Raw genomic sequence first — 25,728 nt, 5'->3', positions numbered from 1 at the left:
CTTATTTATTCATGACTGCTTGGGTGTTTTGGGCAAGTAAAAAGAGGCTGAGGATTGAATATCAGCCTCTTCATAGGCTATTTAAAAGGGTTTTCCATAATAAGGTGGATATCCTGGATATGGCGGATAGGAATAATAGGGCGGTGGATAAAATGGATAGGGACGAGGACGCGGGTATGACAATGCGCCTCCTATAAAGCCACCTAATAGGCCGCCAACGAACGGAGCAGCAAACCAGATTCTTTGGTCTTGATGTGGGCCTCTGTATTCGTACACTGAGTTTACCTCCTTCTTAGTCTTGCTTACTTTATTTCATATGCATATAGTGACTAAAAGGGACTAGGCAGTTGTCCAACATTTCCCAAAAGTTTTTCCACATGTGAAACTTCCGCCCATTATGTCACAAAGAAGAACCATTTCCCTTGACTTTTTTATCGTTAAGGCTGTTATAGTATTTATATAAATAGCATACAAACTCGGGGGCCTTACAAATGATATCTATGCTGCAAAAAATATTCCAGAGAAGGAAAAAAGTTCATATTGAATTTTGCCAAAGAAATTTAGATCAATTTTTAGATGAGGAATCGATGCTTTTATTTCAAGCATTTTTTTATGACGACAAGGTCACAGTGAAGGAATTCACCTGCTTAAGTGAATGTGAATTATGCAAAGAGAGTCCATACGCAAAGGTAAATGGCGAAATCATTACAGCTTCGCATTCAAAGGAGCTGATAAACAGGTTGAAGGCTATGGTTGATGGCCCGCCACTTAAGTAAAGGTGTCAGGCACCAAAAAAAGACAAAATAGTTCATTTTGTCTTTTTCTAGTGCCTGACACCTTATTCTATTTTTCAAAGCGTTCCACAAGCAATGCCAATGTCCGTGACATGACTCCCGTTGCCCCTGACGGCCCTAGACAGCCAGCCTTATTGGTTGTCGCTGTTCCGGCAATATCCAGATGTACCCACGGCGTATCCTCGGCAAACTCACCAATGAAAGCTCCCCCCATGATGGCATGGCCTTCACTTCCCGGAGAATTATTTAAATCAGCTATTTTGCTGTTTCTTACTCGTTTTTTATGGCTTTCAAAAATTGGCAGACGCCAAATTGGTTCCCCTGCTTCGTACGAAGCCTCAAGTACCTGCTCAAACCAAGCCTCATGATTCGTAAGCGCACCTGTTGTTTCTGTACCAAGTGCCGTTATTACACCTCCTGTTAAGGTTGCCACATCAACAAGATAGTTAGCTCCATGGTGTTTAGCATAGGTGACGGCATCAGCAAGCACGAGTCGTCCCTCTGCATCTGTATTTAACACTTCAATCGTTTTCCCGCTCATCGAGGTAATCACATCATCAGGCTTTAACGCATGGCCGTTAATCATATTGTCGGTTGCTGGAATGACGGCAACCACATTTTGCTCAGGCTTTAGCTCACCAATGATTTCCATCGCACCAAGAACAGCAGCGGCACCGCCCATATCGGTTTTCATGCCGACAATACCTGCCTTCGTCTTAATCGAATACCCTCCTGTATCAAAGGTAATTCCTTTCCCAACCAGTCCAATGACATCCTGCCAGTCGTCCTTTCCCTGATATTTAAGGACAATCATTTTCGGCGGCTCTGTTGACCCTTGATTCACTGCTAGTAAGGCTCCCATGCCCAGCTTTAACATTTCTTCCTTTTCGAGGATTTCAACCTCAAAATTATATTGCTCCCCTAGCTCCACTGCGTGCTGTGCAAGATCGGTTGCTGTTAATAAATTCCCGGGCATGTTTACAAGTGTGCGAGCCGAATTGGTTCCTTTTCCGTATACATAGCCGACAGTCAGGGCAGCTCGAACCTCTTCCGCATCAGCCTTTTCTGCATAGACGGTTACGGAGTTTAATTCCTTTTCCGGTTCATTGGATTTTTGTTTATAGCCCTCAAACTTATAGGTTGATAATGCCAATGCCTCACTCATTGCGTGAGCAGCATCCATTTCATCCACCTGCTCCGAAATAAAAGAATCAAGGTAAATGGCAGCTTCTTCGCGCTTATCACTCTGTATGCTCTTAAACGCCGTGCCAAATGCCTCCCGAAGCCGTTCGAAGGAGTATTCCTTTTCTTTTCCTAAACCAACAAAATAAAGATGCTTGGCTGCCAATCGGCCAAACGTATGTATTTTTGCTATTTTGCTTTCCCTGGCACTGATATCACCGCTCTTTACAAGCTCAGTTAGCTCGCCTGAGAATGCTTCATCCACAGCAGACAGGCTGCCGGTGAATTTTACAGGCTGATCAAATAGACCAATAATCAGACAGTCATGCGTTTTTAAAAACGGCTTTTCTTGATAAACTGTAAACATTAATATAACCCTCCTTTTGTCATACTACCATTATAGCTTAAAGCGGGATCAAATTCGCCCGTCGAATTTGCGTCCGGATTACCTGAGCTCGCTCGGGTAAACTACCTTTAAAAAATCCGTGACATCCGCCGGTGGCTTAACTTCATTCAGCCGGGTTTGAACCCCTACTGAATCGAAGTACTATTTGCCTTCATCCCCTACTTGTAGAAGTGGAGGATGAATGCTCAATGAAGTTATATTTTTCGAGCTGAGATTCACTATAAAAGGTATCACATATTTGTTAGAATATAGAATACAAATAAAGCACGCAAATTCGACGAGCGATTTTGATTTTAATTAAAGGAAGGTCTGCACATGAGTTTGTTTGAAAATTTTCCACTTTGGGCTTCACTGGCAGCGATTTTTTTCGCTCAATTTATTAAAGTACCGATTCAGTTTATCGCAACAAAAAAATTTGACTGGTCACTTCTGACCAGTACAGGCGGCATGCCCAGTTCTCATTCCGCTGCTGTAACCGCACTTTCTACAGGCGTAGCACTTGAATCCGGACTGGATTCACCCATTTTTGCAGTATCAGCTGTATTTGCCATCGTAACCATGTTTGATGCTTCCGGTGTCCGTAGACAGGCCGGAAAGCATGCGACTGTGCTAAACCAGCTGGTAGCAGAATTTAATAAATTAGTTCAAGACGCCAAAACCTGGCAGGACCTCCCTGAGCAAGAGAAACGAAAGGAATTAAAGGAACTACTCGGTCATGAACCAATCGAAGTATTCTTTGGTGGCCTGACTGGCATACTCCTCACCTTAGGATTACACTTTCTATTTCATCTATAATGTAAAACTAATGGAAAACAAGAAAGGTGCCTGACACCACAAATGGACAATTTCAAGTACTTTGTCTTTTTGTGGTGCCTGACACCTTTTAATTTTGCTCTGATTTAATGTATTGCTGGCGGAATACCTGCATGGCTTTATCTTCATTCAGGAGCTGCAGGTCTGTTTCTGTCAGCCTGCCTTCACCCATTTTTATGACATATACATCAATTTCCTTTTTACCCCAATTATTGTATACATCATCTACAGTTTCGTAATAAAGATCAACCCTGTTCCCTTTGATGGCGCCACCTTTATCGGCTACAACACCATAGCCATAGCCGGGAATAAATAAAATCGTTCCAATTGGAAATATATCCAAATCGGCCGCCACAGTTGAAAACAAATCTCTTTTGACCATGACTCCAGAATAGGTAATCCCGTATTCCGGATGGTTTGGGTCTTTCCCAGTAGATTCATATCCCGCTGTATAACCGGTTGCAACCACTTTCTTAATGGGATATTTCGACCAATCGAAGGCATCCTCCAGCGCAGGAGTTTTGGTAGATGCTGCCTCATTCGGTGCTGCATCGTGTTCAACAGCTGTCTTAATTGCTTTTGGATTCGATTGAAGACCTGCTCCAAATGACGTGAGTGTATGAGATAGATAAAAACGATTTGAATCCTCGTTTATTTTTTCGTAAATACTAGAAACGAGAGCTTGTACCTCCACTCCTGTTACGGAATAGAGCGTTGTCGATAGAGCAGTAAAAAACAAAATCATCATCATTAAACGGGTGGTTACCACCTTTACACTTTTCATGTTAATTTCATTCCTCCCAAAACTATTCTTTTCCCATGGAGAATGAAATTATTCATAAATATTCAAATTCGCCCCTCGAATTTGCGTCCGGATTACCTGAGCTCGCTCGGGTAAACTACCTTAAAAAAATCGCAAGACTCGCCGGAGGCTTATCTTCATTCAGCCGGGGTTTGAATCCCCACTGAATCGAAGAACCATTTGCCTTCATCCCCCACTTGTAGAAGTGGAGGACTTTTGCTGAATGAAGGTAAAAAGTGGAGCAGAAAACGAAAAAACCTCCGCATAAGCGGAGGTTTTGGTTAGAACATCTGATATCCTCTTTTACGAAGAGCTTTAATCGTGTATCCGGCAGCAATGGCACCGGCCCAGCCAGAGACTAAAATCAATATATCTGCGGCGGCTAAATGTGCAATACGAGAAAATAAATCAGAAAAAGCGTCTCTGCTGCTTGTAAAATATTCTATAAATCGAACCTTGTCCACAATGAATATCCCAATAATCGGATAAATAATCGTCATGATCCATGTCATTCTTAATAGCATATTGAGGATAAAGCCGATACCATAAAATAATACAAAAAATAGCAGCATTGATATGATTAGTACAACAATATTCATCTGCATGTCTAGTTTCCCTCCCTGTACCATCCATTTTAAGTTTACTGAATGGATAGAGAAGCGTCAATTTTATAACAATATAGTTTTTTTACTTTTTTAAGGCTCTGTTAAACTTGGATGTTGATTTTCGTTCCAGGCACTTCGCTTTCCGCAGGCGACCGCCGAGCCGACTCGGGCACTTCGTGTCTGTGGGGTCTCGCCTGTCTCGCTTCTCCTGCAGGAGTCTTCGTGCCTGAAACGAAAATCAACCTGCTAAAAAATCAACACTGTGCTTTAACAGAGCTTTTTTTAAAAAAAGAATTCTTAATAAATAAAAGACAGAGTCGGCTCTGTCCTTTTTTATTAACCAAATAGGTTTAGTTTTCCTTTTTTAAATACAAGTGAAGCGCCGCCCATCATATATAAGGCACGATTATCAATGACCTTTTTCATAAATAATGCTTTTGGACCGAATAATTTCTTTCCATAGACAATTCCAATGGCATTATTTTCCCCAAGCGAGCAGACACTGCCCCTAATATTAGGTACAAAGGTTTCCAAATCTGCTTTTTTGCGAATTAATTTGCTGAGGTTATTCGCACACGTTATTCCCTGTTGCATGGCGATTTGCGCTGTCGGAGGATACTCGTATTGATCCTTTTTGTTTAGGACAATGGAACAGTCACCAATAATAAAGACATTATCCAATCCAGGTGCTCGCAAATCAGGTTGTACCACTACACGTCCTCTTTTTGCCTCAAAGCCTGAGCGATCGATCACAGTGCTGCCACGGATACCAGCTGACCAAATAACCGTTCTCGCCTTTATTTCCTCTTGTTCATCACCTGACTGGATTATCACGCCACCTGGTGTACATTCCCTAATCTCCGTATTCAGTTTGAATTGAACACCCCTGCCTTCCAAATAAGCCATTGCATAACTGACTAAATCTGTGTCAAAGCCAGTCAATGGTGAATCAGTCGCCTCCACACAAATGAATTTCACTTGGTTTTCTTTAATATCATAATCACGGCAAAGCTTCGGGATACGGTCCGTCATTTCGCCAAGAAACTCCATACCTGTAAATCCTGCGCCGCCGACCACAATCGTTAATTTATCCTCTGTTTTTTCGCCTGCAGTATGATACGTAGCAAACTGATATTCGATGTGGTTACGAATTTTTCGTGCCGCATTCACACTGACAATCGCGAAGGAATGTTCCTTTAAGCCCTTGATTCCAAAGGTTTCTGATTCGCCGCCCAATGCCACAACAAGATAGTCATAGGACACTTCATCATTCTCTAATCTAACTTTTTTCTTATCTGTATTGATTTCAACGACAGTCCCCTGGATAAACTTCACTTTATTACGGTCAATCAAATTGTTTATGTTAAAGCGGACGCGATCATGATGCAGCGTACCGGCAGCTGCATGATGTAGCCAGGTAGTTTCATAATGATAATCATGTTTATTTACTAATATGATCTCTGCTTCATTCACATTGATTGTTTTTTGCAGCCTTGTAAGCGTCATCAATCCAGCATAACCCGCTCCCAGAATCACGATTTTTGGCTTAAGCAAAATGATCATCCCCTTTAAATTAGTTTTTCCCACCTGTCGATAAAATCCTCCTTGATGCGATAAAAGGAGATTTAATTGTGATATTTTTCACTAATACAGACATATTCATATAATATAAAATAATTCACAAAAGGTTAACAACCTCTCTTCCTATAATAATATTCTATATTTACCCTTTTTTCAATAGATTGAAGTCGATATTCCCCTTGGGTATTTTGTTATTCTAAATAATCTAAATTAACAGTAAAATATAGAAATTAACACTTCCTTTTCGAAGAAAAAATGTTTAAGTATGTTATTATATTGAGTAATATCAATAATCATAATAGGGGGTTGTACGATTGAAGGAAGATCAGAATATTTATGATATTACGGTGATTGGCGGCGGACCGGTCGGATTGTTTACAGCATTCTATGGAGGAATGAGACAAGCTTCAGTTAAATTAATCGAAGCTCTGCCGCAGCTAGGCGGACAATTATCTGCGTTATACCCGGAAAAATTCATCTATGATATCGCTGGCTTTCCTAAGGTCCGGGCTCAGGAATTAATTGATAACCTAAAAGTGCAACTAGCTAAGTTTGAACAAACCATCATCCTTGAGCAATCCGTTGAGAAAATAGAAAAACAAGCGAACAGTATTTTCAAATTAACCACGAATAGAGAAATCCACTACTCAAAGGCCGTTATCATTACTGCCGGTAACGGTGCCTTCCAGCCCCGCAGACTTGAATTAGAAAATGCATCTCAATTTGAAGGAAAAAACCTCCACTACTTCATCAATGATTTACAGCAATTTGCCGGTCAAAAGGTCGTTGTCTTTGGCGGCGGTGATTCTGCTGTTGACTGGGCTTTAATGCTTGAGTCTGTTGCCGATCAGGTCACAATTGTTCATCGACGAGACAAATTTCGTGCCCATGAACATAGCGTTGAAAATCTAGAGCATTCAGAGGTAAAGATTAAAACCCCCTACGTCCCGTTAGAATTAATGAGTAATGAACATGGGATTACCCAGGTACTCATTCAGAACATAAAAACAGAGGCAAAAGAAGCGCTTGATGTAGATGCGGTCATTGTGAATTATGGCTTTGTTTCTTCCCTTGGCCCGATTAAGGAATGGGGCTTAACGATTGAACGGAATTCGATTGTGGTCAATTCGAAAATGGAAACGAGTATTACCGGAATCTATGCCTGCGGTGATATTTGCACCTATGACGGAAAGGTAAAGCTGATTGCAAATGGCTTTGGAGAAGCACCAATAGCCGTTTCACAGGCAAAAATGTATCTTGACCCAAGCGCTAAAAAACATGTCCCGCACAGCTCTGATTTATTTAAATAAAAAGTCGCAAAAAAGCGGATAGCCATGAAGCTAACCGCTTTTTATTTATTGGATTAACAGTTTTCCGGTGTCCCGGTTTGTGTTGCGGTACGGAACGATGATCCGCAACCACATGTTGCAATGGCATTCGGATTTTCGATCGTAAACCCGCCGCCCATCATCGATTGCTTGTAATCTATGATTGTACCATTTAGAATAGCCGCATCCTCTTTCTTCACAACCACCTGGATTCCGTGCTGCTCATGCTGAACATCATCTTCCTCTGCTTCCTGAACAAATCCCATTCCATATGTCAAACCGCTGCAGCCACCGCCTTTAACCGCCACACGTAATAGTGATCCTTCTTCTTCATTTTGTACCATCATTTCTTTTATCTGAAGAGCCGCTGCCTCGGTTATCTTAACTGTTTCACTCATGAACTTTCCTCCTTTAACACTTTCTTTATATTATATACACTTCCCAACCACTCCACAACTTAACTAACCTAGCAAAAAAAGCACAATTATTCGTTCTTTTGTACTAACTAAGCTATAATATTAGGACAGAAGAATCAGTTTACATCATAAGAGGTGATACAATTGACAGCACTAGATGCCTTATTTGATAAAAAATGTGATTGTCCCCTTTGTGGGAATTCTTTCACATCAAAAAAACTCCGTTCGCGGTTTATTAAATTAATTCGTACCGATACAGACCTATGTCCTGTCTATTCACCCACTGAAAATAATCCCTTGCTCTATCATATCCTAGTTTGTCCAGCTTGCGGTTATTCCTTTTCGGATGATTTTTCCTCTTTCTTTCCACCTGATACAAAGGAGGCGATTCAGGAAAAGGTCTGTTCACAATGGAAACCCCATAGCTTTTCAGATAAACGATCAGCAGAAGATGCCATCAAAACCTATAAACTGGCAGTCTATTGTGCGTCGCTAAAAAAAGAAAAGCATATTGTACAAGCTGGTATGTATCTAAAAATTGCTTGGCTTTATCGTGAGCTTGAAAATACAGAGCAGGAGCAGCGTTTTATGAAGCTGGCTATCCAGGAGTATGAGGAGGCCTATATGACCCAGGATTATCAGGGGACACAGGTATCAGAAATACGTGTGCTATACCTTTTGGCAGAGCTTTCATACCGAGCTGGTAATAAAAAGGAATCAGGAAGGTATTTCTCGAAGGTTATTGAGGGACAACGGAGAGCAACAGAAACGAGAATTGTAGAAATAGCAAAGGAAAGATGGCAGGATATTCGACAGGATATCAATGGATAAGGTGCACCCTATGCACCCTTATCCATTTCAGCTCTATCTAAAAAAGAGGATTTTCTTCTAAATACTGATATACATTTTCCACAAGCTGTTCAGGTGTTTCTCCTGTTACTACCTCACCATTGACTAGAGCAAAAAAAGAATGAGCACATTTACCGCAGTAGCCTAAGCACCCGTACTCCAGAACATCTAAATCATAATCGCTTTCAAATTTTTCCCTGGCCCGCTGTGCACCCTCGGCTAAATTGCTCACGCAAAATTCTATAATTGGTTTAATCATTTTTTTCACCTCGTATTATAAAATCATAATACTTTTTTTATATCATCATCGCAAAAGAATCGCTTGTCTACTAAAAAAGTGATGTAAATTAATAGAATAGGTAATTTGTCAATATTTCTACCCATATCTGTTGTTATTTTGTCACAATTTAGATATACTTTGTGTATCCACAGTATTTTATGAATAATTAATACATTATAGTAGAAGCCTTTTTGTCTAGACAGAAAAGCTTCCATCATTGTGCCTTAAAATGAAAAGGCATTCTACAAACATATTACTACTTAACTATTAATGAGAATGACTTCCTTCATCGAAATAATAGAAAGGAAACAACCGCTAGATGAACGAAGCAAAAAGGGGAAATTGAAATGAAAAACCTTGTTATATTAGGTGCAGGCTATGGTGGAATGAGAGTGTTAGCTCGGTTACTGCCGAATCAATTACCAGAAGATGTATCCATTACTTTAATTGATCGATTACCCTATCATTGTTTAAAAACCGAATACTATGCTCTTGCTGCTGGTACGATATCTGACCAGCATGTCCGTGTTGATCTTCCTGAACACGCAAAATTAAAAGTCATTTATGCTGAGATTGAAAAAATTGATGTAAAAGAAAACAAAGTAATTCTATCTGATGCAGACCCGGTTACGTATGACGATTTGATTATTGGCTTGGGCTGTGAAGATAAATATCATAGCGTGCCTGGTGCTGCCGAATATACCTACAGTATTCAGAGCATTGAAAAAGCCCGTGAAACATACAAAGCCTTGAATAATCTACCTCCAGGCTCTGTTGTATCGATTATCGGAGCTGGTTTAAGCGGTGTAGAGCTTGCATCTGAGCTAAACGAAAGCCGTAAGGACCTTAAAATCAAGCTGTTTGATCGAGGCAACTATATTCTTTCTGCCTTCCCTGAGAGACTGAGCACATATGTTCAGAATTGGTTTGATAATCACGGAGTAGAAATTATCAACAATTCCAATATCACGAGAGTGGAAGAGAAGACCCTTTATAATCATGATGAACCGATTGAATGCGATGTCATCGTTTGGACGGCAGGGATACAGCCGAACCGGATTGTTAGAGAAATGGACGTGCAAAAGGATAAACAAAGCAGAGTGGTTATCACGCCATATCATAATCTTCCTGATAATGAGCATGTATATGTAGTTGGTGACTGTGCTAGCTTGCCACATGCACCAAGTGCTCAGCTAGCCGAAGGTCAGGCCGAGCAGATCGTACAGGTTTTACAGTCACGTTGGAAGGGTGAACCACTTCCTGAAGCCTTACCAACGATTAAGCTAAAAGGAATCCTTGGCTCCCTTGGGAAAAAGCATGGTTTTGGTCTTGTAGCCGAAAAGCCGGTGACAGGAAGAGTTGCCCGCTTGATTAAGTCAGGTATTCTTTGGATGTATAAATATCATAATGGCTAATAAAAAATCCGCAAAATTTTGCGGATTTTTTATTAGCCATTATGGTTGAAGACCATTCTTATTAATCCGCTTCCTGATACCCATATTTTTTTAGTTCCGCATAGACGTTCTTTAAGCGAATATTTCCTTCGTCGACAATGTTACCTTCAATGACAACGACTGGATAGAATAAATCCTCTTCGATAATCTTTTTAATCATTCGTTGCTTTTCTTCATCGTCAGTTGGTTCGAACAGGTCTATATAAGTATAGGTAAAGGGTTGGTTGGGAAACTTTCGTTTTACTGCTGCTTCCAGCCATTCGTATGTATCCTTTGAAGAGGGCAGATTCACACAGCTGGCACAGATCTGCTCTGCTCCATAAACAGCCATCTCCACCACTTTGTGACTCATTTTACATTCCTCCTTTCATTCTATAATCATACTATTTTCAACCTAAAACATTAAAAGCAAATGCTGGATTTCGATTCTCATTTATAGCTTTTTTCCCCTCTTCTGATTATAATAATAATTATGAGTAGGAAAGGAGATGATCGTGATGTCAGAACAAACAATGACAGAGCAAGTACAAGATGTATTAGATAAATTGCGTCCTTTTCTTCTTCGTGACGGAGGAGATTGTGAACTTGTAGATGTTGAGGATGGGATTGTAAAATTACGCCTCTTAGGTGCTTGTGGAAGCTGCCCAAGCTCAACCATTACGTTAAAAGCCGGTATTGAACGAGCACTGCTTGAAGAAGTACCAGGTGTTGTAGAAGTTGAACAAGTATTCTAAGCAGAAGATGAAGAAAGCGACTATCATAGTCGCTTTCTTTTTTATATACCTGTCATGGAATAAACCTTACTTCCAGATTGATCAACCTGTAGGCTTAAATAATCCATGTCCGGTAAAACCTTCTGTAAGCCTTCTATTACAGTCTGTGCAGCACCAGGCTTAGTTAAACATAGGATGGTTGGCCCTGCACCGCTTAAAGCTACTCCAAAAGCACCATACTTCGGTGCATGCTCTTCAATGATGGCCATGTGCGGAACAAGCTTTCGTCGATATGGCTGGTGATAGCGATCCTTCTCCATCATCCTTCCAACTAAATCATAGTTCCCGCTAAATAGGGCAGCAACTAGGACATTGGAGACCGCTCCGGCAGTCACTGCCTCTTTAAAGGCTACCTCCTCAGGAAGGACCCCTCTAGCCTCTTTTGTTAAAAGCTCTGTGCGCGGAACAACCGCCACAATTTCAAAATCAACCTCATGGGTCACAACCTCGTCTATTGACTCGGCAGTTTGACAGGCAATAATCAAGCCCCCGAATACAGACGCCCCTGCATTATCAGGATGACCTTCAATTTCTGACGCTATAACAAATTTCTCCTGCCGTGTCAGGTTTAAATCGCCTAGAACATCAGCCAGTTCAATCCCGGCTACGATTGCTGATGCACTGGACCCAAGTCCTCTGGCTAGGGGGATTTCACTTTTTACGCCTATTTTTGCCGGCGTTAATTCTCGATTGTACCGTGCGGCCGTTTTCATTGCGATTTGAATGATAAAATTGCTTTCATCCTTCGGAAAGGAGGCCATTTCCTTACTTAGTGGAACAACCTCCCATTTTTCTGCTTTTTCTACTTCTAGAGTTAAATAAAGATTTAATGCCATGCCAATCGAATCAAAGCCTGGGCCAAGATTAGCCGTACTGGCGGGAACCTTTATTATGAGCATGTCACTTTCATTCATAACCTTGACAACTCCCTTGATATGCTCAGCAACCTGCGTCTCGTCATATGGCAGCTTTACTGGTGTCATTATTCTATACTGAATGGCTGTATTTGGGTCCTATATGACCGGTAACTGTAAGGAACTGCTATTCCAAGCAACCCCTTCCATCACATTAATTTGAGCTTCTCTCAACGCGGTACGTACTCTTTATATCCTTTACCGATTTTAAATCCCTTAATCTCACTAAAATATCTTCAAAGTCCTGCTTTGAGGCATGATGTGTAACCAGAACGATTTCAGCCACTTCCCGTTTGATAACAGGCAGCTGAAGAATCTTTTCAAAGCTGATATTATGCTCGGCAAATAGCGAAGTAATTTCTGCGAATACTCCTGTTTCATCTGATACATGCAGACGTAGAAAGTATTTTGAGAAAATCTCATTATCGTCCTTTAATTTTTTCGGATATTGTGGTGATACAATGCTTTTTCCTGTTACACCATCGCGCATATTTTTCATCACTACTACGAGGTCTGACACAATGGATGTAGCTGTCGGCAGGCTGCCCGCTCCCGGTCCGTAGAACATGGTTTCACCGACCGCTTCACCACAGACATAGACAGCATTATATTCGTTCTGAACGGCTGCAAGCGGATGGGAATCAGATAAAAAGGTAGGCTGTACGCTTACTTCTACCTTATCGTCATCCTGCTTAGCAATGCCAATTAATTTCATCGTATAGCCAAGCTGCTTACCATATTGGATATCTTCTTCTGTTACGGATGAAATTCCCTGTACTGACACGTCATCCAAATCAATCTCCATGGAGAAACCAAGTGTGGCAAGAATAGCCATTTTACGAGCCGCATCGAAGCCTTCTACGTCCGCAGTTGGATCCGCTTCAGCAAAGCCCAGCTCCTGCGCTTCCTTCAGTACTTCATCATAAGCAGCACCGTTTTTACTCATCTTTGTTAATATATAGTTCGTAGTTCCGTTAACAATCCCCATAATTTTGGTGATTTTATCTGAAGACAAACCGTCCACGATACTTCTTAAAATAGGAATACCGCCGGCAACGCTTGCTTCAAAGAATAAATCGCATTCATTTTCAGAGGCTGTCTGTAGAAGCTCTGCTCCATGAATGGCCATTAAATCCTTATTAGCTGTTACGACATGCTTTCTATTTTTTAATGCCTGCAAGAGATAGCCTTTTGTCTTTTCGACACCACCCATTACTTCAATAACAACATCAATTTCTGGATCTAACAATATATCATTAACATCTGTTGTTAAAACAGATGGTTCAATATCAATTGGACGTTCTTTCTCCAAGCTTTTCACTAGAATCTTTTTCACTTTAATTGGACAGCCGACCTGGTGCATAAGCTTATCCTGGTGATCTTCGATAATTTTTACAACACCCGAACCCACTGTGCCTAGTCCTAATAAACCAATTGAAATCACGTTCACTGCTAGCCCTCCCCTTTTGCTGTGCTTTATAAGTGTACATTTGTATGTGTATAGTAGACATTATAGTGTGAATATACTGGTTTTACAAGGAATAATTTTCTACTGTCTGACAGTGAAAACGGTTCCTTACCTTATTTTCCTCTACTCAGAGTGAGGTTGAAAATTTTTTCTACCTTCATACACAGCTACAAAAATGGACATAAATCCTTTTTCTCCTTGCTTTTGCCTCCATATGTATGATGCAGGACTTCCCTTAGCCTCCTTATTTTCTTATTTTTTTCATTATTTTTATTATACTGCGAAAATAGCCTTTTTCACAAAAGAAATGAAAAAAGTGAAAGGTAAAAGACGATTCTCAGAATACGAATCGTCTCGCGTTTTTATAGCCAATCCATAACAGGAATTTGGAATTTATGAACAGGAGCCTCCACCAATGGATAAAAATCCTGCAGAAATTTTTCATGATCACCCGAGTGCTGCAAATAGCTTTCCAGCCTTTCCGTTAAGAGGCGCTGCTGCTGCTCAGAGCTCGTCGAATAATAATCCTCAATACATTCCATATAATGAAGCGGAAAGATTAATCTTGCATATAATAATCTCCAGGCAAAGGAACTTAAAGGTTCAATGGATTGATAATCCTTATAGAAACTTTGGATTTCCGGCTGATACGTCCGATAATGATGGAAGTAGCATTCCCTCGTCCATTCAGCTAAATCACGGCTACAATGATCAAAAACCCAATCAAACGGGTTTCTCAGGTTTGAATCACCCCAGGTCTGGGTTGTAAAACGAATATGACAGACCGTTCCATTGTCAATCGTCTTTGGGTCATCATCCAACTCAGTATCCACTAAATACTGAATCGCATTTTCTCCGATGGCCATATAATAGGGAAAAGACTCCATAAACATGCGGTCAAATTCATTTTCGGGAGGCTGGTAAAGCATACTGCTCCAAACCTTTTCCATTTGGTCTATTCTCATTTCCCACAGGCTCTTCCATTGTCCGATTCTTGTAATCTTCTGTACTGGAAAAGAAATAGACCGGCCTCGATAGTGGAATTTCGCCAGTTTTCTTCCCATTTGACCGATTCTTGACGGAGACTCCCTGATCACGAGAACACAGTACTTATCCGATTCTAAAGCTAAAACTCTATGATTCTCTTTTGTATATAGAAACGTACTGACTGAGCGGTCTCCATTATTTTTTAGATGATTGGCTATTTGCTCTAATTCTGCCAGCTCCTCTTCTGTAGCATGATTAACTGGAATTAAAATAAACCGCTGATTCTCTTTTTTACAGGAATGATAATGACCTATCGGCATCGCTTCAGACGCCTCAATCCCATAATATTGTTTTAGAAGCTTTTGCAGCATACTTCCTCACCTCTTTTAATATGACGAATATTGCGGAAGAAATTTTTTTTACAAAACAATATGTGTTCTTCTTTGGCAGATACACAAAAAGTTGATAGAATAATCCTAATACTATTTATTATTCAGCTTCTTTGGCAAAAGCTGATGTATTATATTTTATGACGAAGGAACAGGAAACTTGTGCACTTCTTGAATAAGGGTAAAATCAACGGAAATGCTGAAGATGTAGGAGTGTATTCAATAGTTTGCAGTGAGTGTTGTGAAAATCTTAAGAAAAAGGTGAAACATGATGAGCGAAGAAGGAAAAGCGATTGATATAACTGAAGAAACAGCCAGAAGATGGTTGAATGAAAGAGGAGTGAAAACGGAAGAAATCGCCGAGTTAGTTTATTATCTGCAAAAGGATTATCATACGAACCTAAAAATGGAGGACTGTCTGCATAATGTGGAGCGTGTCATTTCGAAAAGAGAGGTGCAAAACGCGATCTTAACGGGGATTCAGCTTGACATGCTCGCAGAAAAGGGACTTCTTGAAGAGCCGTTGCAATCCATTATCGGGACGGATGAGGGTCTATATGGCGTGGACGAAATCCTAGCCTTGTCCATTGTCAATGTGTATGGTTCAATCGGTTTCACAAACTATGGCTATATTGATAAACAAAAGCCTGGTATTCTAAAAAAGCTAAATGATAAATCCTCCGGTTTCTGCCATACCTTTTTAGATGATATCGTCGGTGCCATTGCTGCTGCCGCTTCCAGCCGCCTTGCCCACCGTGCTGAAAATGTAGAATAATTTCTCCGCAACATCCATACCCTTCGCCGATGAGCCGTTTGCAAAGGGTTTATATAAAAAAGCACGCAGCTGGTGCGTGCTTTTTTATATGATTTCCCATTGATTCAGGCTATCCAAAACATAGGTTGGCTGCTTCTCGTATCCCTTCAGCAGCTCCTTAGTCGTCACTCCCGTATGAACAAGCAATGTATCGATACCCGCATTCATTCCTGCCATAATATCGGTGTCGTAGTAATCGCCAATCATGATGGTGTCTTCTTTACTTGTTCCAATGACCTTTAAGGCCTGCTCCATGATAATCGACTCTGGTTTGCCAATGAAGATTGGCTGAGTTTGTGTACTTACCGTAACCACGGCAGTTAAGGAACCATTACCAGGCATGAATCCTCTTTCCGTTGGCAGTGCAATATCAGCATTAGTAGAAATGAAGATAGCACCCTTACGGACAGCTAAACAAGCGATCGCTAATTTTTCATAGCTAATGGAGCGATCGATGCCAATTACCACATAATCAGCCTCTTCTCCTGCAAGGGAAAAGCCCTTTTCCTTTATAGCGGTTAAGAGTCCTTCCTCACCAATCGCATAAATTGAGGCATCCTGCTTTTGTTCATAAATATAATTTGCCGTTGCTAGACTAGTGGTAAACACCTGTTCTTCCTTTGCCTTTACCCCGAACCCACGCAGTTTTTCAGCCACCTGTGCCGGTGTCCGTGAAGAATTATTCGTGACAAAAAGGTAAGGCAATCCGCGGTCATTTAGTCTATTAACAAAATCTACGGCTTCCTGAATAACCTCGGTTCCTCTATACATGGTACCGTCGAGATCAATTAAATACCCTTTATAGGATTTCATTCATCCACCTCCGTTTGCTGCAGCTTCTTGAAGAAAAATTGGAGCCAGTGTGTGATTAGTTTTCTTGAATCGAATAGTGACAGCATGTATGTCCATCCGCCATTGATGACAGTGTCGTTAAATCTGCATCTAGGAACTGCTTGATAAACTCGCGCTCAGCCTGGCAAATTGCCGGAAATTCCTTCGCTAATTCAACATATGGACAATTCAGTTCCTTAAAGTGGAGCTTGCCCTCATGTTCCTCAATTTGCGGCATATAGCCTTCACGCTCTTGAATACGCTTTAAGCTCTCAAGCTTTACGGCTAATGTTTCATTCTTATGCTCAAGTTTATACTGTTCAAGAAACTGCTCTCTCTTCTTTTGGATAATCTCATTGATTAAATTCTCGTGCCCAGCTTCCTTTAATCCCTTTAAGATTTCAAGGCTAAGTTCTTTATATTTTTTCGGAAAAAAGTTCTCTCCCTGCTCGGCAAGCTCGTATACCTTAGAAGGCCTGCCCATTGTCTGCTTTTTAACATTAGAACGAATGAGCTTGTCTCGCTCTAATGTCTGTACATGCCTTCTCACAGCCATCTCTGTTATGCCTAATTCATTGGACAGCTCCATGATTGTTAAGCTGCCGTATTGCTTTAAAAGGGCCAATATTTGTTCCTTTGTATTCCGCGTATTAATTAACATTTCCTCCACCATCCTTGTAAGAAAAGCATTTAAGCGTTCTGTACCTGGAAAAATAGCTTCAACTCGGAGTCCTTTCCCATTAAAGTTGCGGAATTACAGACCTCCCGCTTGCTACACTCAGCTTATTTTGCCGTTGGTTTAAAGGCTGTAACCGGTCCAAGCTCATTTATCATGTATTCTCGTACCTTTGGCGCAAATTGTTTTAACTGGATTAATTCCTGCTGGAAGCCCTCTAGAAGTTCTGCATGCTGAATTTGAGTATATTGCTGCTGAAGATTTTTTCTGAAAGCAATTACCTTTTTATAGCTTTCAGACATTTCCTTTGTAATGACCCTTTCATCCTCTAAAATATCAATAATATCATCATAGCTGCCTGGGTCACGCATAATAAAGCCGTCGATTAGGCCATTGCCAACATCAAGGATCGACTCAAGTATCATATGTAGAATTCTTTCCAAGGCCGCTTTTTCCATTTCCGTTTCCCATGTACTATTTTCCTCGAACAAGTCAATCCGGTCTTCAAGGTAATGGAGTGTTTCTTCAATTTTTTCTCTATCGACAAAATACATCTTTATCATCCTTCCCTCATCGTTCTTCCAGTCCATTTGATTTTTGTTGCTCTATAATATTTGCTTATGTATGAGTGTGCCGTTTTTATGAATGTGAAGCGAGCAACTGATGGGTGAAATCGGTTGGCCGCGCAAAATAATAGCCCTGGGCATAGTCCACCTCATGTCTGGATAAGACACTGATTTCTTCCCCTTTTTCAATACCTTCAGCAACCACTCTAGAACCTACTTCTCTAGCGACAAGCAGAATTCCTCTTAGCATTGATTCATTTACAGAGCTTTCATGAATATTTTGAATTAACGCTCTGTCAATCTTAATAATTTCCGGCAGAATTTCGCCAATGGAGTAAAGATTAGAATAGCCGGCGCCGGTATCATCTAAGGCAAAGCGGAAGCCGAGCGTTCGCAGCTTTTTAATATTATCGATTAATCCCTTTTTCTCATCCACTGAATCTTGCTCCGTCATCTCAATAATAATCTGACGTGGATTAACGGTGCTGAAGTTGGCTAATTGAGTTTGCAAATCTTGAACAAAGCGCTTATTTCCAAGTGTCAGTGGTGTAAAATTAACAAAAATCTCTTGATGACAGCCTGTTTCCTTCATTTTTTCGAAGATTCTCTCAAGGACAATCATTTCTAAATCATACAAATTTCCTGTCTGTCTTGCAACGGAGAATAAACGTAACGGCATTTCAAGATTAGTCCCTTCAGGACCTCTAGTCAGCATCTCCCATGCATGAATTTCCTTTGTCATCATATCCATGATTGGCTGAGCAAACATCCGAATCTCTTTTTTCTGAATGATTTTTTTCATCTTATAACGCATCTCAAGGTATTCACTTTTGACCCTTTTTTCAGCCATCGTTAAGGCCTGCTTACGCCCTGAGTAAATCGCATCCTGAACAGATGTGTAGCTTTTATCAATAAACATAAAACCTTTATCAACAATTAACTGATCATATATTGGATTAGAAGATAGCGAATGCTTCATGTCCATGTATAATTTATTCATTAAGGCTTCTACATCAAATACTCTCTGCTCGATATCATCTTCTACTTGAAAATAGACTGTAAACCCATCTCCATAATGATAATCAATCAGGATTATGCTATCTGTTCTCTGTTCCTGTTCGGTTACTTCACGAAATGTTTTTTTCAACGTTTGAATGGCCATTTCCATTTCACTTTCACCAAACCACTGCGATATATCCTGAAGATTTCTGATATGATAGACAATGACAGCCACTTCGTGCCCTTTCTTAAATGCCTGTGAAACCCCTTCTACAATCGGATCTCTTATGATAAAACGTGGTGGGAAAAATCTGATATTTCGTAACGGAAGAATGACTTTCCACCAATCAATCCATTTTCTGTATTTCCTATCGAGTCTCATCGAATATTCCTTCCTCTCAGAAGCATAGAAAACCAATCTATCTTTGAAAATCAAATTCGCCCGTCGAATTTGCGTCCGGATTACCTGAGCTCGCTCGGGTAAACTACCTTTTAAAAATCGCAAGACTCGCCGGAGGCTTAACTTCATTCAGCAGGGGTTTGAACCCCCTCTGAATCGAAGTACTATTTGCATTCATCCCCAACTTGTAGAAGTCGAGGACTACTGATGAATGAAGTTAACGTAATCTGTCATTGTAAACGGTTTAACAAGTTCGATTACTCACAAGCTTGATAAGCCAAGTGACTTTATTGCCGCTAGTTGGAGAAATTCAAAGCCCGGTTCCGTCATATTAATATACTTATGTATATTGTACCATAATTTTCACCAAATCTATTTATGAAATATTTTTTTGACAGTCTCAACCATTAGTGTATAACACTCGTTTCTGCTAATATAGGGATAACAATATTTTATTGTGAAATATTTGTAACGAATGTGAATAAAGGGGAGAGAATGATGGCAGAGCGCTTTTTCTTATATGATGATACGGAGAACACGAAAACAAGGTTTGTTAGCTTTATGGGGGAGAATCATCGCTTTGATTTAGCGATCACGTATTCAGACCGTTATTACGGAAAAATATTAGTGCTCGATATTCAAGGCGGCAACTTTGCGATTATCGGGCAAGACGACCTTGAGGAAGAAGGTTATATAGAGCATGTATTCCGCTTAGATGAAGAGGCTGCAGCAGAACTCACTAGCTTTCTGGCTGAAATCGTCTAATTGAATGGAGAATCGCTCATATTTTCCCTCCGTTAGCGAATACTGAAGCAGAGGTGATGATATTGGGCGATAAAGAAATTAAAAAATATAGTAATTTTTCTAATGTGGAAGCGATGGAAGAATATATCGTCCCTGAGGAATTTCCCGAAGGGCCTGTCGGTTCACCAATTGGCAAAAATACACCGGTTGAAAATAAAAGCACCCCATGGCAGGAAGGACAACGCCCTTACAGTGCTTTTAACTATGAGAATAAATCGCTACACGAGCATCTGCCCCGGCAGATGGAAGGGGCTCACCCACCGCATGATGAATAAAATAAAGGTGTCAGGCACCGCAGATCGACAAATACTAGCAGTTTGTCTTTTTGCGGTGCCTGACACCTTATTTTTTTACTTTTTTGACGATAAAGTAGGCACAGCCAAAGTTGCAGAATTCATATAGGTATTCTGAAGCCGTGCTGATTTTCGTATCAAATGAGGCCTTTTGATTTTGGTCGTCAAAAAAGCCCTTTAAACGGAGCTGCCCGTACCCCCAGTCTCCGACAATATAATCATATTTTGTTAAAATATCGCTAAATCGGCTGCGAAAAGCCTCCTCGTTGAAGCCATCACCTCTTTCCTCAACGATTTCGTAACAGGTATTTTCAATGCAAACCATTCTTTTCACCCCTCGAAAGTGTCTCTCCAAAAATGGGGGCTTTTCAGCCAACCGTAATGTAGACACAGTATTTTATCTATACGCTTCCCATGACATTCCAAGAACCTCGATGTTTGCCGAACGTCCTCTATTGTCGCCGTGCTTGGAATGATTGCTATAAGAAGATTTAGCCATAAATTCTAAAAAAGTGCAAGCTAGTAGCAGAATCGCCAACAATTGCTATGAGAAAAAAGAGTCACATCGGTCACTATATACTTAAGGAGCATTCCTGTTAGAAGAATTTTCGGGGACTTGAACAAAAAAGAGCCCTCTTGGTATGATACGGGGTGTCAAATCGTGTGGCGAAATGACCCCTAACTTAGTTAACCAAGGAGGACTCCAAAGTGGATTTTAACGAAAATCAGAAAATAAATCAAGTCACCGAGAATACACTCGTAGTCGGAATTGACATTGCCAAGCGAAAACATTTTGCTTGCTTTGTAGATGACCGTGGTCGGGTGCTCCAAAAATCTTTCCCAGTATTACAGTCTAGTGATGGCTTCCAGTGGTTTTATCAACGTATTTTGACTGCAATGAAAGAATACGAAAAAACGGAGGTCATTGTTGGGATTGAACCAACAGGCCATTACTGGCTAAATTTAGCCTATTTCCTTGAAGAACGGGGTATTCCCCTGGTCATGACCAACCCTTTGCACGTTAAAAAGTCAAAGGAATTGGATGACAATTTACCAACAAAACATGACCGTAAAGATGCGCTAGTAATCGCTCGTCTTATTAAAGATGGACGCTTCAGTTATCCACGTATCTTGAAAGACATGGAGGCTGAACTTCGTGTTGGATCAACGTTTAGAGGGAAATTGACAGAGGAACTTAGTGCTGTCAAAAACATGATTATACGCTGGTTAGATCGCTATTTTCCTGAGTTTACTCAGGTCTTTCCGTCATTTGGAAAGATGGCAATGGCTGTACTAGAATGTACCCCATTTCCGAGTGATCTCCATCAGAAACAAGCTGATGAGGTTTTATCCCTTTATCGAAAGATCGAGGGGCTCAAATCTCCCCAACGACCAAAAGCAGTGCGCCTCATTGAAGTCGCTGCTTATTCCATTGGAGTAACAGAAGGACGTGAGATGGCCCGTATTGAAATCGCCACGCTCGTTCGCCGTTACCATCAGCTGGAACAAGATATCGAGAGGATTACGGGGCACTTAGTTGAGCTTGTAAAAACTTCTGTAGAGTACGAGTGGCTATCAACGGTACCAGGACTAGGAGATACAACGATAGTTGATTTATTAGCTGAAATCGGAAGCTTTTCATACTATGAAGACCCACGCCAACTAATCAAACTCGCGGGGTTGACATTACGAGAGAGTTCTTCCGGACAGCACAAAGGGCAAAAGCGCATCTCCAAACGTGGCAGAAGAAAGCTGCGTGCCCTCCTATTTAGAGTCATGATGCCGATGATTCGCTATAATGAAGCTTTTAGAAAACTGCACGAATATTATACAAATCGTCAGGTTAATCCATTACGTAAGAAGCAGTCCATCGTGGTTCTATGCGGAAAACTATTAAAAGTGTTACATGGAATCAGCACGAAGCACAAAGCATTTGATGCGCAGCGAATGATGAAGGATATTCCGAGTCTCGCAGAGACTATATAGATTTCTACATCCCCTTTACAGACCTAGACAACAGGATGACACGGAGAAGCTGGCATTATATTCACCATTCGACCTAGAGTCCCTAAAGGAGCTTCGCTAGCCTCTGCCTTATGACTAGACCGAACGAAGGAATGTAGGCACACAGATGCCCAGAGATATGGGAGGGTACGTCATCATAAGTTACGCAGAGATCCATTGTGCATCACATAATTCTCTGACACTACTTACCACAATTATCCAGTAGTGACCGCGTAGCGTACCCATATGATGGAATAGTTTCACATAATATAAAAATATTGTTAGGAAGCGTGTCGAAAAATTTTTTTTTGACACTCCACCAACGGGTCAAACCGTTGATAAATCAACATTTATAGAGGGAGGTGAGTAGCAAAAATGAAGAATACATGGCTGATAATGGGACTGTGCAGTCTCACTCTCATAGCAGGCTGTCAGAAGGATAGCGCACGAGAGGATATCTACAAGGATAGCGGCAACACGATTAACGTCAATGATGACCGGCGTGAATTATATAAGGAGCATCAAAACGGGAATAAAAGTGAAAACTTCGGCTACGTACGGCATCAAAAAAGTCCTGTAATAGGGACAAACCATTCAGATAACCATTATACAGCGCTTGACCGCGAAAAGGTCGCCGATACGATTTCTAAATATTGTACGGACCTTCCCAATGTCCAGGATGCCGCGACACTTGTGACAGATGAAGAGGTTCTCATTATATATGCTACCGATACAAAGAATCGGAATCTGACTGCAGATCAGGTTAAGAAAACCGGTATGTCTGTTGTACCTCGCTGGTACCGTGTCTATGTCAGCGATAATTTTAACCTTAGAGAAACGATGGAAAGCTATTCCTACCTTGATTCCAACAGCCGAAATGCCGAAACAGGCATTGATAAGCTGATTCGAGATATGCTAAAAACACCTCAAGGTCAGCCGGTTTATGATGAGGAAAATGCTAATGGAGACATGATTCATATCCAAAACCGCTCAAACCATGTTGAAAAAGAGTGATGCTGATGCGAATATAAAAAGAGTTCAGCCTGATGCCAAGCTGAGCTCTTTTTGATTCTAAGCATTTTTTAACTCCTGGTCTCCTAATGAATGCTTTTGTTTGGCTGCTTCATTTACCTGCTCATCTGCATGGTAGGAGGAGCGGACAAGTGGACCGGATTCACAGTGGCTGAAGCCCTTTTGCATCGCGATCTCCTTTAACTCCTTGAACTCATCAGGATGGTAGTACTTTTCTACCGCTAAATGCTTTTTCGTCGGCTGTAAATACTGACCAATGGTCATAATATCAACCTGGTTGGCACGCAGGTCATCCATTGTGGCTAGTATCTCTTCTTTCGTTTCGCCGAGACCGACCATAAGGCTAGATTTCGTCGGAATTTCCGGCTGAAGCTCCTTCGCACGGCGTAAAAATTCCAACGAACGTTCATACTTTGCCCTTGCCCTTACACTTGGAGACAGCCTTTCAACCGTTTCGATATTATGATTTAATATATCCGGCTTCGCATCCATTAATGTTTTCAGATTCTCATACACCCCACCCATATCCGAGGGCAATACCTCAATCGAGGTTAGCGGGTTTTTTCTTCTGATAGCCCGAACGGTTTCCGCAAAGACAGCAGCACCACCATCCTTTAAATCATCCCGTGCAACGGCAGTTACAACGACATGCTTTAAATTCATGATTTGGACTGAATCTGCTACCCTTTCCGGTTCCTTCCAATCCAATTCGGACGGAAGTCCAGTCTTAACCGCACAGAAACGGCAGGCTCTTGTACAGGTATCACCAAGAATCATAAAAGTAGCGGTTCTTCTTTGCGCCCAGCATTCATGAATATTAGGGCATCGCGCTTCTTCACATACCGTATGTAGATCATTTTCGCGCATCATTTTTTTCAGGTTTGTGTAATGTTCATTTGTATTGAGTTTTATTTTTAACCATTCTGGTTTACGTTGTAGGTCTTTTTTATTGGACATATCCTCACTCCACTCTATTTCAGAATAATATTCCATACAGAAATTCTATCATTCCCACTTTAACATATAAAAAGATTGAACAACAAGAAATCGAAACCACAGCATGTATTTCCAAAAATTTATATTTATGAAATCCTTTTCTCCTCACAAACTAATGAGGAAGAGAAAAGTGCAGGCTTCCCGGTTACCATTGTCTAAGATGTTGAGGGGCTGAAAAAACGAATGATAAAGTTATCTTTTAAAAATGAAGGGAGGATTTGTATGCGGCAGGCTTTACTTTGTTCGCTTTGTTTCATACTGCTTGTTGTACATGAACCTGTCATGGCAAAGGCAGAAAATAAACAAACCGATCACTTTGCTGGGAGAATGGAGCTATATCAAAAAATCGAATCCGTAACAAATATTCCCTGGTATTATTTAGCTGCTGTTGACCAGTATGAACGAAATATCCGCCAATCCCGAAAGGATTTACCAAAAGCAGAGGGTTTAACAGGTATTTATTTTCCAGCGGAGGAATGGGTCGGACTCACAAATCCAAATCGATCAGATGAAAACCCGCTTACGATTCAATTTTTTGAAGGGATTGGTTCTGATGGTGACGGAGATAATAAAGCATCCCTTAAAAGTGATGCAGATGTTCTTTATTCCTTTGCCCGCCATATTTTAGATTATGGTACTGATCACGATAATATAAAGCTGGCTTTATGGAACTATTATAAGCGTGACAAAACGGTCAGTATTATTATGGGAAAAGCCAAGATTTACAGGCATTTTGGACATTTGAATTTAGAGAATCACGCATTTCCTGTTCCGCTTCGCAGTAACCACAGCTACAAAAACACGTGGGGAGATGCACGGGGCTGGGGCGGCAGACGGATTCATGAAGGGACTGATATTTTTGCTAGCTACGGGGTTCCGGTTCGTGCGACATCGTATGGAATTGTCGAGATGAAGGGCTGGAATAAATACGGCGGCTGGCGGGTCGGGATTCGCGACATTAATAATAATTACCACTATTTTGCACATTTAAATGGATTTGCCAAGGATCTACATATCGGGCAAGTGGTTGAACCAGGTCAGATGATTGGCAGTGTTGGCAGCTCCGGTTATGGTCCTCCAGGTACATCTGGCAAATTCCCGCCTCATTTGCATTATGGAATGTATAAGGACAATGGAAGAACAGAATGGTCCTTTGATCCGTATCCGCATTTACGGCTGTGGGAACGACAGGAAAGACTACGAGCGAAATAGACAAGAAAACTAGGGTGTCAGGCACCGCAAAAAGACAAAATCAATCATTTGTCCAACTGC

The 25,728-nt window shown here is 41.0% G+C and carries 29 protein-coding genes; 12 read left to right on the top strand and 17 right to left on the bottom strand.

Annotated elements, in window-relative coordinates:
• Positions 1-81 precede the first annotated feature (81 nt).
• A complete protein-coding gene (locus BQ5321_RS06255) occupies positions 82-276 on the bottom strand; it encodes a hypothetical protein (RefSeq protein ID WP_071393692.1) in 195 nt (64 codons plus the stop codon).
• A gap of 215 nt (positions 277-491) precedes the next feature.
• Between BQ5321_RS06255 and BQ5321_RS06250 the strand changes: the two genes are divergently transcribed.
• Positions 492-776, top strand: coding sequence for a DUF1450 domain-containing protein (locus tag BQ5321_RS06250; RefSeq protein WP_084786672.1), 285 nt, complete (start codon positions 492-494; stop codon positions 774-776).
• 67 nt (positions 777-843) lie between these two features.
• On the opposite strand, the gene BQ5321_RS06245 is transcribed toward BQ5321_RS06250, so the two are convergent.
• Positions 844-2,343: a leucyl aminopeptidase gene (locus BQ5321_RS06245; protein WP_071393691.1), complete on the bottom strand. Its 1,500-nt coding sequence runs from the start codon at positions 2,341-2,343 to the stop codon at positions 844-846.
• A gap of 354 nt (positions 2,344-2,697) precedes the next feature.
• On the opposite strand from BQ5321_RS06245, the gene BQ5321_RS06240 reads away from it, so the two are divergent.
• On the top strand, positions 2,698-3,177 hold the full coding sequence (locus BQ5321_RS06240) for a divergent PAP2 family protein (RefSeq protein ID WP_071393690.1): 480 nt from the start codon (positions 2,698-2,700) through the stop codon (positions 3,175-3,177).
• A gap of 88 nt (positions 3,178-3,265) precedes the next feature.
• Here the strand turns inward: BQ5321_RS06240 and BQ5321_RS06235 are convergent, their stop codons facing one another.
• The 3 genes from BQ5321_RS06235 to BQ5321_RS06225 all read right to left on the bottom strand — a co-directional run bounded on the left by BQ5321_RS06235 (position 3,266) and on the right by BQ5321_RS06225 (position 6,165).
• Positions 3,266-3,979 (bottom strand): 3D domain-containing protein, encoded by a 714-nt coding sequence (locus BQ5321_RS06235; protein WP_071393689.1) that lies wholly within the window; start codon positions 3,977-3,979, stop codon positions 3,266-3,268.
• A 299-nt stretch (positions 3,980-4,278) separates the two neighbouring features.
• On the bottom strand, positions 4,279-4,602 hold the full coding sequence (locus tag BQ5321_RS06230) for a YuiB family protein (RefSeq protein ID WP_071393688.1): 324 nt from the start codon (positions 4,600-4,602) through the stop codon (positions 4,279-4,281).
• A 336-nt stretch (positions 4,603-4,938) separates the two neighbouring features.
• Complete coding sequence (locus tag BQ5321_RS06225) at positions 4,939-6,165, bottom strand: NAD(P)/FAD-dependent oxidoreductase (RefSeq protein ID WP_071396801.1); 1,227 nt, start codon at positions 6,163-6,165, stop codon at positions 4,939-4,941.
• A 332-nt stretch (positions 6,166-6,497) separates the two neighbouring features.
• Here BQ5321_RS06225 and BQ5321_RS06220 point away from each other — a divergent pair, with 332 nt between their 5' ends.
• A complete protein-coding gene (locus tag BQ5321_RS06220) occupies positions 6,498-7,493 on the top strand; it encodes an NAD(P)/FAD-dependent oxidoreductase (protein ID WP_071393687.1) in 996 nt (331 codons plus the stop codon).
• A gap of 53 nt (positions 7,494-7,546) precedes the next feature.
• Here the strand turns inward: BQ5321_RS06220 and BQ5321_RS06215 are convergent, their stop codons facing one another.
• A complete protein-coding gene (locus BQ5321_RS06215; protein ID WP_071393686.1) occupies positions 7,547-7,909 on the bottom strand; it encodes a HesB/IscA family protein in 363 nt (120 codons plus the stop codon).
• Positions 7,910-8,071: 162 nt separating this feature from the next.
• Here BQ5321_RS06215 and BQ5321_RS06210 point away from each other — a divergent pair, with 162 nt between their 5' ends.
• Positions 8,072-8,758 carry a DUF2225 domain-containing protein gene (locus tag BQ5321_RS06210; RefSeq protein WP_071393685.1) on the top strand — a complete coding sequence of 229 codons (687 nt, stop codon included), beginning with the start codon at positions 8,072-8,074 and terminating at the stop codon, positions 8,756-8,758.
• A gap of 37 nt (positions 8,759-8,795) precedes the next feature.
• On the opposite strand, the gene BQ5321_RS06205 is transcribed toward BQ5321_RS06210, so the two are convergent.
• Positions 8,796-9,035 carry a YuzB family protein gene (locus tag BQ5321_RS06205; protein WP_071393684.1) on the bottom strand — a complete coding sequence of 80 codons (240 nt, stop codon included), beginning with the start codon at positions 9,033-9,035 and terminating at the stop codon, positions 8,796-8,798.
• A gap of 368 nt (positions 9,036-9,403) precedes the next feature.
• Between BQ5321_RS06205 and BQ5321_RS06195 the strand changes: the two genes are divergently transcribed.
• Positions 9,404-10,471 carry an NAD(P)/FAD-dependent oxidoreductase gene (locus BQ5321_RS06195; protein ID WP_071393682.1) on the top strand — a complete coding sequence of 356 codons (1,068 nt, stop codon included), beginning with the start codon at positions 9,404-9,406 and terminating at the stop codon, positions 10,469-10,471.
• 61 nt (positions 10,472-10,532) lie between these two features.
• Here the strand turns inward: BQ5321_RS06195 and BQ5321_RS06190 are convergent, their stop codons facing one another.
• Positions 10,533-10,862, bottom strand: coding sequence for a YuzD family protein (locus tag BQ5321_RS06190; protein WP_071393681.1), 330 nt, complete (start codon positions 10,860-10,862; stop codon positions 10,533-10,535).
• A 136-nt stretch (positions 10,863-10,998) separates the two neighbouring features.
• Here BQ5321_RS06190 and BQ5321_RS06185 point away from each other — a divergent pair, with 136 nt between their 5' ends.
• Positions 10,999-11,244 carry a NifU family protein gene (locus BQ5321_RS06185; protein ID WP_234978362.1) on the top strand — a complete coding sequence of 82 codons (246 nt, stop codon included), beginning with the start codon at positions 10,999-11,001 and terminating at the stop codon, positions 11,242-11,244.
• A gap of 41 nt (positions 11,245-11,285) precedes the next feature.
• Here BQ5321_RS06185 and thrB read toward each other — a convergent pair whose 3' ends face one another.
• The 3 genes from thrB to yutH form a co-directional block, all read right to left on the bottom strand.
• The gene (thrB, locus tag BQ5321_RS06180; protein WP_071393679.1) at positions 11,286-12,197 is read right to left on the bottom strand and encodes a homoserine kinase; all 912 of its coding nucleotides are present in this window, start codon (positions 12,195-12,197) and stop codon (positions 11,286-11,288) included.
• A 154-nt stretch (positions 12,198-12,351) separates the two neighbouring features.
• On the bottom strand, positions 12,352-13,647 hold the full coding sequence (locus BQ5321_RS06175; protein WP_071393678.1) for a homoserine dehydrogenase: 1,296 nt from the start codon (positions 13,645-13,647) through the stop codon (positions 12,352-12,354).
• Between the two features lie 380 nt (positions 13,648-14,027).
• On the bottom strand, positions 14,028-15,023 hold the full coding sequence (gene yutH / locus BQ5321_RS06170; protein WP_071393677.1) for a spore coat putative kinase YutH: 996 nt from the start codon (positions 15,021-15,023) through the stop codon (positions 14,028-14,030).
• Positions 15,024-15,312: 289 nt separating this feature from the next.
• Between yutH and BQ5321_RS06165 the strand changes: the two genes are divergently transcribed.
• Positions 15,313-15,816: a phosphatidylglycerophosphatase A family protein gene (locus BQ5321_RS06165; RefSeq protein WP_071393676.1), complete on the top strand. Its 504-nt coding sequence runs from the start codon at positions 15,313-15,315 to the stop codon at positions 15,814-15,816.
• Between the two features lie 84 nt (positions 15,817-15,900).
• Here the strand turns inward: BQ5321_RS06165 and BQ5321_RS06160 are convergent, their stop codons facing one another.
• The 4 genes from BQ5321_RS06160 to BQ5321_RS06145 all read right to left on the bottom strand — a co-directional run bounded on the left by BQ5321_RS06160 (position 15,901) and on the right by BQ5321_RS06145 (position 19,309).
• Positions 15,901-16,668, bottom strand: coding sequence for a TIGR01457 family HAD-type hydrolase (locus tag BQ5321_RS06160; RefSeq protein ID WP_071393675.1), 768 nt, complete (start codon positions 16,666-16,668; stop codon positions 15,901-15,903).
• Between the two features lie 55 nt (positions 16,669-16,723).
• Positions 16,724-17,347, bottom strand: coding sequence for a helix-turn-helix transcriptional regulator (locus tag BQ5321_RS06155; RefSeq protein WP_071393674.1), 624 nt, complete (start codon positions 17,345-17,347; stop codon positions 16,724-16,726).
• Between the two features lie 122 nt (positions 17,348-17,469).
• Positions 17,470-17,916, bottom strand: a complete 447-nt coding sequence (locus BQ5321_RS06150; protein ID WP_071393673.1) for a DUF86 domain-containing protein — start codon at positions 17,914-17,916, stop codon at positions 17,470-17,472.
• Positions 17,917-18,001: 85 nt separating this feature from the next.
• Positions 18,002-19,309, bottom strand: a complete 1,308-nt coding sequence (locus BQ5321_RS06145; protein WP_071393672.1) for an EAL domain-containing protein — start codon at positions 19,307-19,309, stop codon at positions 18,002-18,004.
• Positions 19,310-19,825: 516 nt separating this feature from the next.
• On the opposite strand from BQ5321_RS06145, the gene BQ5321_RS06140 reads away from it, so the two are divergent.
• A complete protein-coding gene (locus tag BQ5321_RS06140; RefSeq protein WP_071393671.1) occupies positions 19,826-20,092 on the top strand; it encodes a DUF3055 domain-containing protein in 267 nt (88 codons plus the stop codon).
• A 56-nt stretch (positions 20,093-20,148) separates the two neighbouring features.
• Positions 20,149-20,406, top strand: a complete 258-nt coding sequence (locus BQ5321_RS06135) for a cytosolic protein (RefSeq protein WP_187143722.1) — start codon at positions 20,149-20,151, stop codon at positions 20,404-20,406.
• A 67-nt stretch (positions 20,407-20,473) separates the two neighbouring features.
• Here the strand turns inward: BQ5321_RS06135 and BQ5321_RS06130 are convergent, their stop codons facing one another.
• Positions 20,474-20,749 carry a YutD family protein gene (locus BQ5321_RS06130; RefSeq protein WP_071393669.1) on the bottom strand — a complete coding sequence of 92 codons (276 nt, stop codon included), beginning with the start codon at positions 20,747-20,749 and terminating at the stop codon, positions 20,474-20,476.
• Between the two features lie 383 nt (positions 20,750-21,132).
• Here BQ5321_RS06130 and BQ5321_RS06125 point away from each other — a divergent pair, with 383 nt between their 5' ends.
• Positions 21,133-22,410, top strand: coding sequence for an IS110 family RNA-guided transposase (locus BQ5321_RS06125; protein ID WP_071393668.1), 1,278 nt, complete (start codon positions 21,133-21,135; stop codon positions 22,408-22,410).
• A gap of 393 nt (positions 22,411-22,803) precedes the next feature.
• Positions 22,804-23,442, top strand: a complete 639-nt coding sequence (locus BQ5321_RS06120; protein ID WP_071393667.1) for a YhcN/YlaJ family sporulation lipoprotein — start codon at positions 22,804-22,806, stop codon at positions 23,440-23,442.
• A gap of 57 nt (positions 23,443-23,499) precedes the next feature.
• Here the strand turns inward: BQ5321_RS06120 and lipA are convergent, their stop codons facing one another.
• A complete protein-coding gene (gene lipA / locus BQ5321_RS06115) occupies positions 23,500-24,417 on the bottom strand; it encodes a lipoyl synthase (RefSeq protein ID WP_071393666.1) in 918 nt (305 codons plus the stop codon).
• 261 nt (positions 24,418-24,678) lie between these two features.
• On the opposite strand from lipA, the gene BQ5321_RS06110 reads away from it, so the two are divergent.
• The gene (locus tag BQ5321_RS06110; protein WP_084786670.1) at positions 24,679-25,668 is read left to right on the top strand and encodes a M23 family metallopeptidase; all 990 of its coding nucleotides are present in this window, start codon (positions 24,679-24,681) and stop codon (positions 25,666-25,668) included.
• Positions 25,669-25,728 lie beyond the last annotated feature (60 nt).

Origin of the sequence: Bacillus tuaregi (assembly GCF_900104575.1) — a bacterium.
Lineage (GTDB): Bacteria > Bacillota > Bacilli > Bacillales > Cytobacillaceae > Bacillus_BD > Bacillus_BD tuaregi.
The sequence above is the reverse complement of the archived record's forward strand: the minus strand, read 5'-3'. Positions and strand labels throughout refer to the sequence as shown.